This is a genomic window from Bacillus sp. FSL M8-0277 (assembly GCF_037975305.1).
Lineage (GTDB): Bacteria > Bacillota > Bacilli > Bacillales > Bacillaceae > Bacillus > Bacillus pumilus.
In genome coordinates this window covers 2,881,298-2,895,960 of record NZ_CP150255.1, presented here as the reverse complement: position 1 = coordinate 2,895,960, position 14,663 = coordinate 2,881,298, and the positions used below count along the sequence as shown (strand labels likewise).

Annotated in this window: 16 protein-coding genes; 11 read left to right on the top strand and 5 right to left on the bottom strand. The window is 41.3% G+C overall.

What is annotated here, in order from left to right:
• Window positions 1–36 precede the first annotated feature (36 nt).
• Window positions 37–243, top strand: a complete 207-nt coding sequence (locus tag MKZ05_RS14715; RefSeq protein WP_008346803.1) for a hypothetical protein — start codon at window positions 37–39, stop codon at window positions 241–243.
• Between the two features lie 46 nt (window positions 244–289).
• Here MKZ05_RS14715 and yumC read toward each other — a convergent pair whose 3' ends face one another.
• Complete coding sequence (yumC, locus tag MKZ05_RS14710; RefSeq protein ID WP_212045501.1) at window positions 290–1,288, bottom strand: ferredoxin--NADP reductase 2; 999 nt, start codon at window positions 1,286–1,288, stop codon at window positions 290–292.
• Between the two features lie 391 nt (window positions 1,289–1,679).
• Between yumC and MKZ05_RS14705 the strand changes: the two genes are divergently transcribed.
• The 4 genes from MKZ05_RS14705 (at window position 1,680) to MKZ05_RS14690 (ending at window position 4,297) form a co-directional block, all read left to right on the top strand.
• The gene (locus tag MKZ05_RS14705; protein WP_161792789.1) at window positions 1,680–2,897 is read left to right on the top strand and encodes an NAD(P)/FAD-dependent oxidoreductase; all 1,218 of its coding nucleotides are present in this window, start codon (window positions 1,680–1,682) and stop codon (window positions 2,895–2,897) included.
• A 128-nt stretch (window positions 2,898–3,025) separates the two neighbouring features.
• Entirely contained in the window at window positions 3,026–3,151 is a 126-nt protein-coding gene (locus MKZ05_RS14700) for a YuiA family protein (RefSeq protein ID WP_157957789.1), read from the top strand.
• An 81-nt stretch (window positions 3,152–3,232) separates the two neighbouring features.
• Window positions 3,233–3,553: a YuiB family protein gene (locus MKZ05_RS14695; protein ID WP_003212933.1), complete on the top strand. Its 321-nt coding sequence runs from the start codon at window positions 3,233–3,235 to the stop codon at window positions 3,551–3,553.
• Window positions 3,554–3,652: 99 nt separating this feature from the next.
• Window positions 3,653–4,297 carry a 3D domain-containing protein gene (locus MKZ05_RS14690; RefSeq protein WP_003212854.1) on the top strand — a complete coding sequence of 215 codons (645 nt, stop codon included), beginning with the start codon at window positions 3,653–3,655 and terminating at the stop codon, window positions 4,295–4,297.
• 42 nt (window positions 4,298–4,339) lie between these two features.
• Here MKZ05_RS14690 and MKZ05_RS14685 read toward each other — a convergent pair whose 3' ends face one another.
• On the bottom strand, window positions 4,340–4,816 hold the full coding sequence (locus tag MKZ05_RS14685; protein WP_003212726.1) for a divergent PAP2 family protein: 477 nt from the start codon (window positions 4,814–4,816) through the stop codon (window positions 4,340–4,342).
• A gap of 325 nt (window positions 4,817–5,141) precedes the next feature.
• On the opposite strand from MKZ05_RS14685, the gene MKZ05_RS14680 reads away from it, so the two are divergent.
• The 3 genes from MKZ05_RS14680 to MKZ05_RS14670 all read left to right on the top strand — a co-directional run bounded on the left by MKZ05_RS14680 (window position 5,142) and on the right by MKZ05_RS14670 (window position 9,038).
• Window positions 5,142–6,632 carry a leucyl aminopeptidase gene (locus MKZ05_RS14680; RefSeq protein ID WP_050944058.1) on the top strand — a complete coding sequence of 497 codons (1,491 nt, stop codon included), beginning with the start codon at window positions 5,142–5,144 and terminating at the stop codon, window positions 6,630–6,632.
• Between the two features lie 141 nt (window positions 6,633–6,773).
• Window positions 6,774–8,102 carry a Na+/H+ antiporter family protein gene (locus MKZ05_RS14675; protein ID WP_003212911.1) on the top strand — a complete coding sequence of 443 codons (1,329 nt, stop codon included), beginning with the start codon at window positions 6,774–6,776 and terminating at the stop codon, window positions 8,100–8,102.
• Window positions 8,103–8,261: 159 nt separating this feature from the next.
• A complete protein-coding gene (locus MKZ05_RS14670; protein WP_212045500.1) occupies window positions 8,262–9,038 on the top strand; it encodes a sporulation protein in 777 nt (258 codons plus the stop codon).
• Between the two features lie 70 nt (window positions 9,039–9,108).
• On the opposite strand, the gene MKZ05_RS14665 is transcribed toward MKZ05_RS14670, so the two are convergent.
• The 3 genes from MKZ05_RS14665 to MKZ05_RS14655 all read right to left on the bottom strand — a co-directional run bounded on the left by MKZ05_RS14665 (window position 9,109) and on the right by MKZ05_RS14655 (window position 12,297).
• Window positions 9,109–9,705, bottom strand: coding sequence for a biotin transporter BioY (locus MKZ05_RS14665; RefSeq protein WP_003212636.1), 597 nt, complete (start codon window positions 9,703–9,705; stop codon window positions 9,109–9,111).
• A 115-nt stretch (window positions 9,706–9,820) separates the two neighbouring features.
• The gene (gene ald / locus MKZ05_RS14660) at window positions 9,821–10,957 is read right to left on the bottom strand and encodes an alanine dehydrogenase (protein WP_061409499.1); all 1,137 of its coding nucleotides are present in this window, start codon (window positions 10,955–10,957) and stop codon (window positions 9,821–9,823) included.
• 110 nt (window positions 10,958–11,067) lie between these two features.
• Window positions 11,068–12,297, bottom strand: a complete 1,230-nt coding sequence (locus MKZ05_RS14655) for a PucR family transcriptional regulator (protein WP_212045499.1) — start codon at window positions 12,295–12,297, stop codon at window positions 11,068–11,070.
• Between the two features lie 404 nt (window positions 12,298–12,701).
• Here MKZ05_RS14655 and MKZ05_RS14650 point away from each other — a divergent pair, with 404 nt between their 5' ends.
• The 3 genes from MKZ05_RS14650 (at window position 12,702) to essB (ending at window position 14,658) form a co-directional block, all read left to right on the top strand.
• Window positions 12,702–12,995 carry a WXG100 family type VII secretion target gene (locus MKZ05_RS14650; protein WP_003213769.1) on the top strand — a complete coding sequence of 98 codons (294 nt, stop codon included), beginning with the start codon at window positions 12,702–12,704 and terminating at the stop codon, window positions 12,993–12,995.
• Window positions 12,996–13,090: 95 nt separating this feature from the next.
• The gene (locus MKZ05_RS14645; RefSeq protein WP_003213579.1) at window positions 13,091–13,330 is read left to right on the top strand and encodes an EsaB/YukD family protein; all 240 of its coding nucleotides are present in this window, start codon (window positions 13,091–13,093) and stop codon (window positions 13,328–13,330) included.
• Between the two features lie 14 nt (window positions 13,331–13,344).
• The gene (essB, locus tag MKZ05_RS14640) at window positions 13,345–14,658 is read left to right on the top strand and encodes a type VII secretion protein EssB (RefSeq protein WP_212045498.1); all 1,314 of its coding nucleotides are present in this window, start codon (window positions 13,345–13,347) and stop codon (window positions 14,656–14,658) included.
• Window positions 14,659–14,663 lie beyond the last annotated feature (5 nt).

The window sequence follows — 14,663 nt, the reverse complement described above, 5'->3', positions numbered from 1 at the left end:
AACATAAACTGTCATCAGAAAAGAGGTTGCTGAGGTTTGAGTGAACAAATCAATTGCAGGAACTGTCATGAACTGATTCCGTATCGTTCAAAAACATGTCCATCTTGCGGGATAGACAAGCCGCTTCCGAAAAAGGAACGCGTGAAGGATCGGGTGATTTTGGTTGTGGCAGGAATTGTTGTGGTGTTACTTGCTGCAATGGTACTTGGAATGGCGAATGCCTATATTGGGATTTTTAAATAAACAAAAAAGGAGTTCCGCAGATGGAACTCCTTTTTTTGATCCGTTCTTATTTATTTTCAAATAAGCTTGTGGAATGAAGCGGCTGTACACGAGCTTTCGGGTCCATGTAAGCTTTCGCGTTGTTCACAGCAGTTGGTGCTTCACCAAATCCGCTTGCGATTAACTTGACTTTTCCTTCATACGTACAGATGTCTCCTGCCGCATAGAAACCTTCGATGTTTGTCTCCATCGTGGATTTGACCACGATGGAGTTCTTTTCGATTTCAAGGCCCCATTGTTTGATTGGTCCAAGGGAGGAAACAAAACCGAAGTTGACGATCACGTCGTCCACATCTAGTACATGCTTTTTATCGCCTTTCACTTCTTCAAGCACAATTTGTTCAATACGGTCTTCCCCAATGAGCTCAGTTGGCACAAATGGTGTTAGCACATTGACTTTCGAGTTGTGCAAGTTTTCTACACTGTGCTCATGTGCACGGAATTTATCACGACGGTGAATAATCGATACTTCTTTTGCGATTGGCTCAAGCATCAGTGCCCAGTCCACCGCAGAGTCTCCGCCGCCAAGAACAGCGACACGTCTGCCAGCAAATTGATTCAAATCATTAATGAAGTAATGCAGGTTACTTCCTTCAAATGATTCTGCTGTATCTAGCTCAAGCTTTCTCGGTTGGAATGCACCGTTACCAGCTGTGATGATGATCGTTTTAGAATAATGAACCTCTTGATTTGTCACAAGTTTAAAGATACCATCTGCCTGTTTTTCAACCGTTTCAACTGCTTGCTCTAAGCAAATGGTTTGATCAAATTTATCCATTTGTTCCTTTAAGTTATCAATTAATTCTTGTGCGCGGATTTTTGGAAAACCAGCCACATCATAAATGTATTTTTCAGGGTAAAGAGCGGATAATTGACCGCCGAGCTGAGGAAGGCTTTCAATGATTTTCACACTTGCCTGTCTCATGCCACCGTAAAACGCAGTAAACAATCCTACTGGGCCGCCTCCGATAACGGTAATGTCATATACCTTAGAATCTTCTTGCATTTCTTTAATCCTCCCAAATGAAAATTGTTATCACTATATCATATCATACCACACATCGTCGTTTGACTTGTTTTGAAAAACTTGTCGTTTTTTGATGCCGAAGCTTTGAAAAAGAGGAAAAAGTGAGAAAGACCGTTTATCATAAGGATTTTCAGTTTAAAGCCTTGAAAATTGGATCAGAACTCGCTATTATTGTTAAGGGAACTAAATATTAATTTTTTATGAATTTTTGTCGGATACGGTCAAATGCTTTCGTTTTATGTAGGTGAAAGTTCAGATTTTCACATACTTATTTTTTTGTTTAAATTTCATAAAATGCCGCAAAGCGGTTGAGAATAACGATATGTAATTCTTTATCCGTTTTACAGCAAATTTAAAAAAGGTGGATGTGATTCCAGTGAATAAACCGAAAATCGTTGTATTAGGTGCAGGTTATGGCGGATTAATGACTGTAACAAGATTAACAAAACAGCTTGGCACAAATGATGCGGACATTACTCTTGTGAACAAGCATAATTATCATTACGAAACAACATGGTTACATGAAGCAAGTGCAGGTACACTTCATCATGACCGCTGTCGTTATCAAATCAAAGATGTGATTAACAGTTCCCGTGTCAACTTTGTACAAGCAACAGTTGAAAGCATTAATAAGGAAGAGAAGAAAGTCGTGACATCAGATGGTGAACTTTCTTACGACTACCTTGTTGTTGCGCTTGGTGCTGTTCCTGAAACATTTGGTATTGCAGGACTGAAAGAATATGCATTCTCAATCTCTAACATCAACTCTGCTCGTCAGCTTCGTGAGCATATTGAGCTTCAATTTGCGACGTATAATACGGAAGCTGAAAAACGTCCAGAGCGCTTGACAATCGTTGTCGGCGGTGCGGGCTTCACAGGTATTGAGTTCCTTGGTGAGCTTGGAAACCGTGTGCCTGAGCTTTGCAAAGAGTATGATATTGATCAAAAAGATGTGCGCATCATCTGTGTAGAAGCTGCACCAACAGCTCTTCCAGGATTCGATCCTGCATTGATCGACTATGCAATGAACTACCTTCAAGGTAAAGGCGTTGAGTTCAAAATTGGTACAGCGATCAAAGAATGTACGCCAGAAGGCATCATTGTTGGAAAAGACGATGATACTGAAGAAATCAAAGCTGAAACTGTTGTTTGGGCTGCTGGTGTACGCGGTAACCCAATCGTTGAAGAAGCTGGATTTGAAAACATGCGCGGACGCGTAAAAGTATCTCCAGATCTTCGTGTACCAGAAAATGATGATGTATTCATCATCGGTGACTGTTCATTGATCATCAATGAAGAAATCAACCGTCCATACCCACCAACTGCACAAATCGCTATGCAGCAAGGTGAAACAGTAGCGAAAAACCTTGCCGCACTAGTGAAAGGTGGTTCTCTTGAAAGCTTTAAGCCAGACATCAAAGGAACAGTTGCTTCTCTTGGTGAACACGACGCTGTAGGTGTTGCGTTTGGTAAAAAACTTCAAGGAACAAAAGCTTCAGCAATGAAGAAAATCATCGACAACCGTTCTTTATTCATGGTTGGCGGACCAGGACTTGTTCTGAAAAAAGGAAAATTCAAGTTCTTCTAAACCGATATAGACAAAAACGTGTATCCTCGTGATACACGTTTTTTTTGACATATTTTCTTACTTGGTTATCGGCAGTAAAGTATGGTATGATAAATTATCAGAAAATTTAGATTAAGGGAGTGAGCAATATGAATGCACATACAAAAGAAAAGAAGTCCACCTGTCAATATTGTTCGGGGAAAGGATATTTTCAGCTATTGCTCGGCGGATCTGAAACATGTGAGGAATGTAAAGGGACAGGAAAGAAGCTTTAATCCATCTGCTTTTTCCATTGATTGACTTCATCTCTATTTCCAAGTTAAACTAATGATGGGATATTTGGGGGTGGAGATGAAGTGATCAGTTTACCAGTCGTTATTATTTCCGTTATTTTATTTTTCGTGTTATTCTTCGGCATTGGCTTTTTGCTCAATATGCTGCTGAGAATGTCATGGATTATGGCTATTTTATATCCAATTGTATGCCTTTTCATTATCAACAATCAAAAGATGATTGCTTATGTCAGAGAACCGGGCATCGCTTTTTCAGGAATAGGGGACCGCATTGTCTCTCTCGCAGCGGCTGATATCATTATTTTGTTAAGCGGTCTGATTGGTGCAATTGCATCAGGTTTTGTCATTAATGCACTTCGAAAAAGAGGGTATCAAATGTTTTAACTCACTTGTAGATAGGCAAGTGGGTTTTTTTGTTTCTCCTTTGCATAGTTTCCATTTTGTTTGGAAACAAATAGATGGGTAGAGGAGTGACAAATAAAGATGAAAACATGGATGAAACGATTGTTCATGACAGCCCTTTTTATGCTTGCTCTTTTGACAAGCTTTACGGGCATATCTGGAGTTGAACCAAGTGATGTAGCTGCCTGGGTGAAAGAGACTGATCCTGGCAAGCAAGTATCTTCTTTTTTCCAACAGCAAAAAAGAGAAACGATGGCACTCAAAAGTGATGACTTGCGGGCTATTTCTCTCGAAGAAGCGTTCAATTGGAACGATTACCCGAAGCAAAAGGTTGTCGCCACAGGCTATACAGCAGGTGTGGAATCAACAGGTAAAACGAAGGAACACCATGCATATGGCATTACATATTCAGGCGTCAAAGTGAAACGTGATTTATATTCAACTGTGGCTGCGGACCCATCAGTCTTTCCGATTGGAACGGTGCTCTTTATCCCAAACTATGGCTACGGAGTGGTCGCAGATACGGGAAAAGCCATTAAAGGTCATAAGCTTGATTTATACTATGAAACAGTAGATGATGTGTATAGAGAATGGGGTAAAAAAGTGCTCGATGTGTATATCATCAAAAAGGGCGAAGGAACGTTAACGGAAAAAGACTTAAACCAGCTTAATGAAGCAAAATCAATGCAAGTATTCCGTCAGCAGTTTCAAGCCAATAAAGAATAAAAAAGCTTTGGACAAGTTTGAGGTCCAAAGCTTTTTTCGCTTCTACATGAAGTAATAATCTAAGATAAGTGTCAGCAAGATCCCTGTTAAGCCGCCAAAGAAGACTTCAATCGGCTTATGACCAAGAAGCTCTTTCAATTTCTTTTGCTTTTCTTTTTCTTCCGCACTCGGGAAATTCTTTGCTTCAGAAACAAATCGGTTAAAATCTGTTACCAGCTTGTTCAGTACAGTTGCCTGTTCTCCTGCCTGTCTGCGCACACCTGTCGCATCGAACATGGTAATAATCGCAAAGATGGCGGAAATCGCAAAGATTGATGTATTTAGCCCGTGCTCTAAAGCCACTGCTGTTGAGAGTGCTGTTACGGCTGCGGAGTGTGAACTTGGCATTCCGCCTGTGCTTGTAATGAGCGACCAATCTAGTCGTCTAGAAATGATAAATTGAATCGGTACTTTTACAAATTGAGCAAAAAAGATGGCTGCAAGGCTGGCAAGCAGCGGAAAATTCGTCAGTACGCTCATGAACAAGAAACATCCTCTCTGTAAGAAAAAATATCGTGCAAAATGGTGGACTGTGTACCCTAGTATGATGAAAAAATGATAGCAGATTCAAATGCTGCCAAGTCCATGTTCAATTATAACATTAAAGAAAGTAGATGTGGAACGAGGAGACGCGGACGGGCTGTACAAGTTTTCATCGCTTTTTCATGATGCCCTTCCGCGTGTGAAAATATAAATGTTCATCAAGTAAAGACAGACTGGCAATGATCGTATAGACCCGCAAATTTTGATATAATAGAAGTTCCAATGTGAAAAATGGAGTTCATTGAAGGAGCGTGTGATAAATATGTTTTTCTCGACAAATGAATGGCAACATAAAGATACACTGGCGATCGGACTTTTTCAAAAGAGCCAATTATCAGGAAAAGCAAAAGAAATGGATGAATTACTTGAAGGACGAATCACTGAATTATTAAAAGAAGGCGATATTTCATCTAAACGAAATCAGCTTTCGAAGTTTTTCCCATCCCCTGAAACAGGCATCAAACGCATTTATTTTGTCGGACTTGGGAAGGAATCAGATTACACGTTTGAAGAGGCAAAAGAAGGGTTTGCCCATTTATTTAAAAAGCTTCATCAAGATAAAAAGCAAGCGGTTTCGGTCTTACTGGATACGTTTATTGGAAAGGATCTGCCTGCCCAAGATGCAGCCCATGCCCTTTCTGAAAGCTGCCTTTTAGCTACATATGAATTACAAGATTTTAAACATAAAACAAATGAGCCGGATCGCTTCATCGAATTTGTTTATGCAATGACGGATCATGATACGACTGAAATTCAGGCAAGTCTGAAAGTGGGCGAGGTCTACGGACAGTCCGTCAATTCGGCTCGTACCCTTGTGAATATGCCGCCGAATATGCTCACATCCTCTGATCTGGCTTCGTACGCGGCAGAGCTTGCGTATAAATACGAATTTGAGATTGAAATTTTAGATAAAGAACAAATGGAAGAGCTCGGGATGGGCGGGATTCTAGCTGTCAATAGAGGCTCAACAGAACCACCAAAGCTCATCGTTCTGAAATATCAAGGCAAGGAAGAATGGACGGACGTGATTGGGCTTGTCGGTAAAGGCATCACATATGATACTGGTGGCTATTCGTTAAAGCCAAGAGCCAGTATGGTTGGGATGAAAACTGATATGGGCGGCTCAGCCTCTGTTTTAGGCGCTATGGAAATCATCGGTGAACTGCGCCCAGAGCAAAATGTCATTGCTGTTATTGCTTCGACAGACAATATGATCTCGGCTGACGCGATGAAACCGGATGACGTCATTGTGTCGCTTAGCGGTAAAACAATCGAAGTGCTGAATACGGATGCAGAAGGCCGTCTTGTTTTAGCAGATGGGGTGACATATGCGAAGCAGCACGGTGCCTCTGTTCTTGTAGACGTGGCGACATTAACAGGCGGAGTCATTGTGGCACTTGGAAATGAGACAACAGGCGTCATGACAAATAACGATGAACTGTATGCCCAGTTTAAAGAGGCATCAGAAGAATGCGGTGAAATGATTTGGCAGCTGCCAATCACTGAAAAAGATAAAAAGCGCGTACGAAACAGCAAAATGGCAGATCTCAATAACTCACCAGGACGTGATGGACATGCGATCATGGCAGGAGCTTTCATCGGTGAATTTGCTGAGGATACGCCTTGGGTTCACTTGGATATTGCAGGAACAGCCACAACAGAAAAGCCTTCATGCTTTGGGCCAACAGGGGCGACAGGTGTGATGGTACGGTCATTGGCCACATTTGTGGAACGATTTGAAGGAAAGAAATAAAGGATGAGGCTCTGCCAAATGGCAGGGCCTTTTTTATGTAGGTCAAACGCCATTTGACGTAGTATTTTTTCTATGGTAACATACGTTGGTACTTTAATTATCTACTACATTAGTAAACTAAAGGATTTCGGGGGTTTCACCATGAATGCAGTTGTTTTAGCGGTTGTTTTAATGTTGATATTAAGCTTGCTGCGGGTCAATGTGGTCATTGCCCTCGCACTTGGTGCTTTAGCTGGCGGACTTGCAGGTGGATTAGGCCTGGGAGGAACAGTGGAAGCCTTTACTGACGGGCTCGGAGGAAATGCGACAGTGGCAATTAGTTATGCGCTTTTAGGGGCATTTGCTGCGGCGCTGACAAAAACGGGTCTTCCAGATGCCATGGTTGAAGGAGCAGTGAAGCTTTTAGGAAAAGAAGGCGACTCAAGAAGAAAAACATTATCAAAAGTACTGATCATTCTTGTGATTTTGATCGTATCTTGTTTTTCACAAAACGTCGTTCCTGTTCACATTGCCTTTATTCCGGTCTTAATTCCGCCATTATTAAAAGTGTTTAACGAGCTTCAAATTGACCGTAGACTGCTAGCGTGTGTCATGACCTTCGGACTCACTGCACCATATATTTTACTTCCAGTCGGTTTTGGACAGATTTTCCACGGAATGCTCCGTGACAATATGAAGGATGCAGGTCTAGCTGTGAATTTAGCAGATATTCCATATGCCATGCTGATCCCTGTTGGGGGGATGGTGCTAGGATTGATTGTCTCTCTTTTCATGTATCGTAAGCCAAAAGTATATGAGGATCGCGATATTACAGATGTAGAGAAATCAGCCTATACGACAAAAAGTCTATTCTTTGCCGGTCTTGCCATTCTCGTGTCATTGATTGTCCAGCTTTATCTGTCTCAAAGCCTTGGCGTGGAAGGGATGATCTTCGGTGCACTCGCAGGACTGCTTGTCTTGTTTGTGACCGGAATGATGAAACGCGATGAAGCAGATCAACTGATTACATCTGGCATGAACATGATGGCATTTATCGGTTTTGTCATGCTTGTTGCGGCTGGATTTGCCAACGTTTTAACCAAAACAGGAGACATTGAAACGCTTGTTAAAGCATCTTCACAATTTATCGGCAACAGCCAGAGTCTCGCGGCCATTTTAATGCTGCTTGTGGGTCTGCTTGTGACAATGGGGATCGGATCATCATTTGCCACGATTCCTATTATTACGACCATCTTTGTTCCACTTTGTTTACACCTTGGATTTAGTCCAATGGCGACCATTGCCATTATCGGTTCAGCTGCGGCTGTTGGTGATGCAGGTTCACCTGCAAGTGACAGTACGCTTGGACCGACATCTGGATTGAACATGGATGGACAGCATCACCACATTTGGGGTACATGTGTCCCGACTTTTATCTATTATAATATCCCACTTGTTCTATTCGGCTGGCTTGCAGCGATTATCCTGTAAGATGAAAAGCTTGTAGAGAAAACGATGATGTTTTTTCTATAAGCTTTTTTGTTGTTCACAAGCGAAAAAATAATTAGGACTAAAGTATGAATTAAATGAATCTTTCTTCCTCTATCTTACGTATATATGCTGATAAAAACGAAAAGGGGAAGATGAGAGATGTCATTTTTTAAAAAGCTAGTGGCAAGTGCAGGGATTGGTGCGGCAAAGGTAGATACCATTTTGGAGAAAAACACTTATTATCCTGGACAAGAGGTAAGGGGAACTGTCCATGCAAAAGGCGGGAAAATCTCTCAGGACATCCGCTATATCAATGTCAAGATTCAAACACAGTATGTGATTGTGAAAGATGATGAAGAGCATAGAAAATATGTGAATATCTTTACTTTACGGGTGACGGATTCTTTTATCATCCAGCCTGGCGAAAAGCATGAATTTCCGTTTTCATTTATTCTTCCTATCGATACCCCGATGACGATCGGAAAAGTAGAAATTGCAGTAATGACAGACCTTGATATCCAAGGAGGAATCGATAAATCGGACTATGATCGCATTTTCGTTGAAGCACATCCTTGGGTGAGAAATGTACTGGAGGCCACTAGAAATCTTGGCTTCCACCTGAACGAAGCGGACTGTGAACAAGCACCTTACTTCCAGCGTCGTCTGCCATTTGTTCAAGAATTCGAGTTTATTCCGACATCAGATGACTATCGTTATATGCTTGATGAATTAGAGCTGATTTTTCTGATAGATGAAGGCGGATTAGACATTGTTTTCGAAGTTGACCGCAGAGCAAGAGGACTCAGAGGGTGGCTTGAGGAGATGTATCATGATGGAGAACAGCTTGTGCGCTACCGCTTCAGTCCATCAGACCTTGAAGATGTAGAAGTGCTTGAAGGGATGCTAGAAGGAATCATCGACCAATACGCTGAATAAATGATGAAAAAAGAGCCTAAATGAAGATAGGCTCTTTTCTCTATGTTCAACTTGTAGATGATGTCTGCACTTATGATGCGGCTTGTTGTTTTCGAAAGGACGTAGCTTTTGAAACAGAGCGATAAATTTTAGGTGCCAGCATCGCAAGTAATATCGTCAATGCGTAATCTTTCACCATAAACCAGATCATAAAGAACCACGTGGTTTGATAAGAAATCGGGGCATTCAGCCACACATTTAATGCGAGGTACGTATAAGTCGTTCCGATCACATACATGACGGTCGTACCTGCAATAGCTGCAAGTAAAAAGCGGCCAAATCCAGGATTTTTTCTTTTTTCTAAAATGAATCCAGCTAGCCAGGCAGCAGGAATATACGATAAGACAAAACCACCGCTTTTGCCTAAAATCACCCCAAAGCCTGCTGAAAACTGTGCGAATACAGGTGCGCCAGCAATTCCGACCAAGGCATATACAATCATCGCTAAAGCACCAAGCCGTCTGCCGAGCAAAAGACCAGCAAGTACACAAAAAAATGGCTGCATCGTAAGTGGAATTCCGCCGACCTGTAAAAACGGCACAATGGATGTGATATTCGCTCCAATCGCCATGAGTGCAGCAAACATTCCGACTAGCACAAAATCAGCGGTTCTTGTTTTCTGTTGCATGATGTTTCCCCCTGTCTTATCTGTACAAATAGATTAAGGGGATGAAGGTTATTTGTCAACCTGTTTTTAATATTGGTTAACAATAAAACCCGCCCATCAAAAGGGCGGGTCTGTATTAAGCTTCTGTCATAGAGGACGCATCGATCGCTTGATGAACAGGTACATAATCATAGCCGAGATCACGAGCGACGGCTTCATATGTGATATGTCCGTTCATGACATTGACACCTTCTGCGATGGCTTTGTTTTCTTGAATGGCTTTTGCAGCGCCTTTATTAGCAATTTGCAGTGCGTAGGGAACGGTGACATTTGTTAAAGCAACAGTCGATGTCCGTGGAACTGCTCCAGGCATATTGGCGACAGCATAATGTAAAATACCGTGTTTTTCATAAGTAGGTTGATCATGTGTTGTGATATGATCTATGGTTTCGACAATGCCGCCTTGGTCAATGGCTACGTCTACGATGACGGAACCGGGCTTCATTTGCTTCACCATTTCTTCCGTCACAAGCGTTGGTGCTTTGGCACCTGGGATCAGCACCGCACAAATGAGAAGGTCCGCCTCACTGACTGAATCGGCGATATTGACAGGGTTAGACATTAACGTTTTCATTTGATGACCAAATTGATCGTCCAGCTGACGTAATCGTTCTGCGTTTACGTCAATAAGAGTGACATCTGCGCCAAGTCCAATCGCCATTTTCGCTGCGTTTGTTCCAACAACACCGCCGCCTATAATTGTGACCTTCCCTCTTGATACCCCTGGTACGCCTGCGAGCAAGATGCCTTTACCGCCTTTTGGCTTTTCTAAAAATTGTGCACCGATTTGGGCGGCCATTCTGCCTGCCACTTCAGACATAGGTGTTAAGAGAGGGAGTGATTTTCCGTCCGTTACTGTTTCATAAGCAATAGCTGTGACGCCTTTTTGTTTTAAAGCTTCAGCCAAGGAGGGCTCTGCCGCAAGATGCAGGTACGTAAATAAGATGAGTCCTTCTCTGAAAAATGAATATTCCTCAGGTAATGGTTCTTTTACCTTCATGATCATATCAGAAGAAGCCCACACATCTTTCGCTTGATCAAGAATTTCTGCACCAACAGATACATAATCGTCATCAGTGAATCCGCTTCCAAAACCAGCGTTTGTTTCAATCAAAATCTGATGTCCAGCTGAAAGTAATTGAGAAGCTGCTCCTGGTGTTAATGCCACTCGGTTTTCATTGTTCTTAATCTCTTTCGGAATGCCGATGATCATGTTTATTCCTCCCATGCTTATCTATTCATATTGTATGTCTAGTGTATCCTGAATGTTTAAAAAATGCTTCGGTTGAAATAAAAAATAAAAAAACGCCTCTTTGTGAAATTTCACAAATGGACGTTTTTTAGCTTCATATCAAGGTATATGGTCATTTTCTCATTCATGTTTTTTAAATCGATTTCTGCAATGTCCGTAATGCGTTTTAATCTGTAATTCAATGTATTGATGTGGATGTTTAATTGCTTTGCGGCAATATTGGCATTGCTGTCACAGTCAATAAACCGTTCAAGGGTTTCGACTAGGTTGGAATGATGCCTCAGGTCGTAATCTTCCAGCTTTGATAAAGAGTAACTGGAGTAAGATGAACCCCTTCGTTTTTCAGCGAGGACATCTAAATATTGATAAATACCAAGTTCAGAAAAACTGTGTAAACGTTCGGTTTCAACAGGGAAGCGCTCTTTTGTTTTTAATACAGCCAGTGCTTCTTTATAGGATGGCTGAATATGAGAGATGTTATCGTAAATTCCACCAATCGCTGCTTGAACGTGATGGATATGATAACGATCAGACAGCTGCTGCAGCATGCCGCTTGTGAATTGTTTAATATCCTGCAGTGGGTGCTCTGTTTTTGGTGAGACAAGAATAATGAATTCGTGAAAATCAACAGTCGTTAACAGCACTTGGACTTGCTGTGTTGTTTCAAGCAGATAAGATAGCTTTTTTTCTGTGTCCTCTGTGAGTTCGTCACGAAGTCGGAAGATGATGATGGCATACGTGTCTGGACATCTGATGCCGAGTCTTAAAAATAGGTCGAGCATCTCATCCTTTTCATGAATATGACCTGTGAGCATCTTCCAAAAAAGCTCCTGATTGCGTTCTTCTGTTTTCGTTTTGCGAATTTGTAAGTTAAGTAATTTGTTTTTAACAGCATGTGCTGCCATCTTCAGAAGGTCCATTTCTTCTTCTGAAAAAGGCTGTGTGGATTCAATCGCCCAGATAAATCCGAGTACTTCTTTGTCCTTCCAGATTGAAATGGCAACCCTGCTAGATAAACCCACCTCTGCAATTTGAGGGACACGAAGCGGTTCGTCTGTTTTAAGGAGTGTAGGAATGATGCCGTCCTTCCAAAGCCGATTAATGACCTTTTCCGGTACACGGCGGGAGATAATGGTTGAAGTTCTGGCGGGATCAGTAAAATCATTATGTGTGCTATAAGCGAGCAATCGATGATGCGTATCTTCTATAGTAATAGGGCAATTGAGCACATCACTAATTTGGTCTGCCACATCCTCTAAACGATCAAGACTATACTTAAATGGATCTGTCTTTTTTGTCATAAAAACCCCTGCTTTTTCGAATATTTCACGTACTTACATTATGAAGAGAAAGCGGTACGTAAATCAATAACAAAATGCCATAAATTTAAAAAAGAGATCGCTATGAGAAGCGAGCGTATCATGCTGAAAGAAGGCGAAAAAGAAATAGTACAATAATAACGTAGTAATAAATCAATAGGCGGAAAGATTCAGTGAAGTGTGTCTACACTTATTAAGAATATATGACCAAAAAAATGTTAAATACTAGATAAAAAGCGAAAATACAGTAATTCTATAGACTCATTTTGTAAAATAAAAACAGATTTGTTTGACTGTGTATCATTTCTGTTTTTATAATAATAACGTCAAAAAATAAGTGGATTAGCCCATTATATGGCGGCTATGCACGGGAGGTAATGAGGAATATGTCAGGAATTATTCGCGTAACCCCAGAAGAACTAAGAGCGACCGCTAAGCAATATGGTGTTGAAAGTCAAGAAGTGTTAAACCAAGTTGATCGTCTAAATAGAATGATCTCAGATTTAAAAGGAATGTGGGAAGGTGCTTCTAGTGAAGCATTTGCTGATCAATACGAGCAGTTAAAGCCTTCATTCATCAAAATGTCTGATCTATTAACAGATGTCAGCAATCAGCTTGATCAAACGGCAAATACACTTGAAAGCACTGACCAAGACATCGCTAGCCAAATCCGCGGCTAATCAAAGGGATTTCCTTTCTAAGTGTGAAAAGCAGAAAAAGCGCCGAGTCTGTCAATGGATGCCGGCGCTCTTTCTATTTTGTGAGGTGGAAATTTGTGTATATCGATATTACCATCGACTTAAAAAATTATGATGGCAGTGTGTTTGATTTGAGACTATCAAATTATTTACATATTAAACAAGTCATCCATATCGCCTGGCAGGCAAAACAAATCTCACTTCCTAAGCGAGAAGGCGGCTGGGTGCGAGTAGTCAATAAGAAAGCTGTGTTTTCAGGCGAATATAAGCTGTCAGACTGTGGAATCACCACAGGAGACAGGCTGGAAATACTATGAAAGGACTTTTGTAAATGGCAGATAAAAAGAGTTCCTATTTAGAAGAACAATTAGAAGCAGTGATGAAAAAAGAGGGCGGAACCTACAGCTTCATTTTTCAAAGAGAGACCATTAAACTCTTAGACGGTTTAGAAGCGGCACCGATCAAAGACATCAACCCTTCATTCAAAAAAGAGATTCAATTAACTGAAGATGAGGTCATTATTTCGATTCAACCGCCTCCTGCCTATCAGGAATTTCGTTTCATCCATGCGAAGGATGAAAAAAGCAAATGGATTTTTTCATACCAGCTTGTCGATGCAGTGTGCAAACACGACGTGAAGCGGCTGCATCCTATTGTTTCTCCTGAAAACATTGTTTTTCATCAAGGCTTAGCTACTGCATTTTTGCATTACGGCGTCAAAGAAAGCATCCCGCCATATGAAACGGATGAGCATCGTCTGTTAAAAGAGGTCAAAGCCGTCATTCTTCGAGTGGTGGACCATGAATATCAGTTTCAAGAATATGTGGCTTACAGCGAGACACTGAAATTATCTGAACTGGCAAAAGAGATCAGCGAAACGCAGTCTCTGGAAGAATTGTCTGCCCTGATTCAGCAAAAGATCGAAGCGATTGAAACGAAAGAGAAAACGCTATTGACCATTCCGAAAAAGAAATGGAAGGTCGAACGATATATCGGACTAGGTCTGCTTGTCCTATTAATCCCAGCATTGGTGTACACCATTTACACCTTCTTTTTTGCGATGCCGAAACAAGAAGCCTATGTCGAGGCAAACAAATATTATCTCAACAAACAGTACAGCCAAGTGGTGGATACGTTAGAAAAATATTCAGCCAATCAAATGCCGGTCTCTCTTCAATATGAACTGGCCATTTCGTATGTACAAACAAATCAAGGCAACCTGTTACTCGATCAGCATAAAAAAGAAATCACAGATACATACACATTACAGACTGATCCGCAATATTTCCTTTTCTGGATTCATATTGGACAAGGCAATAGCAAGGAAGCACTTGATATTGCACGGGTACTTGGAGACGACCGGTACATATTTACGGCACTCGTCGCCTACCGCAACGACATTCAAAACGATGACAGTCTTTCTGCGGAAGAAAAACAAAAACAGCTAGATCCGATCATTAAGGAAATGGCGAAATATGAAGAAAAAGAAACAACGGAGACAAGCACCAATGACTCCTCGGGCGCAAGTCAAACAGATGAAACAGCTGAACAAAAAGAGCAGTCAAAAGCCGATCAAGAGAAAAAAGAGAAAGAATCTGAAGCGAAAAAGAAAACCTCTCAGACGAAAAAAGATGAGAAAAAATAATTCTT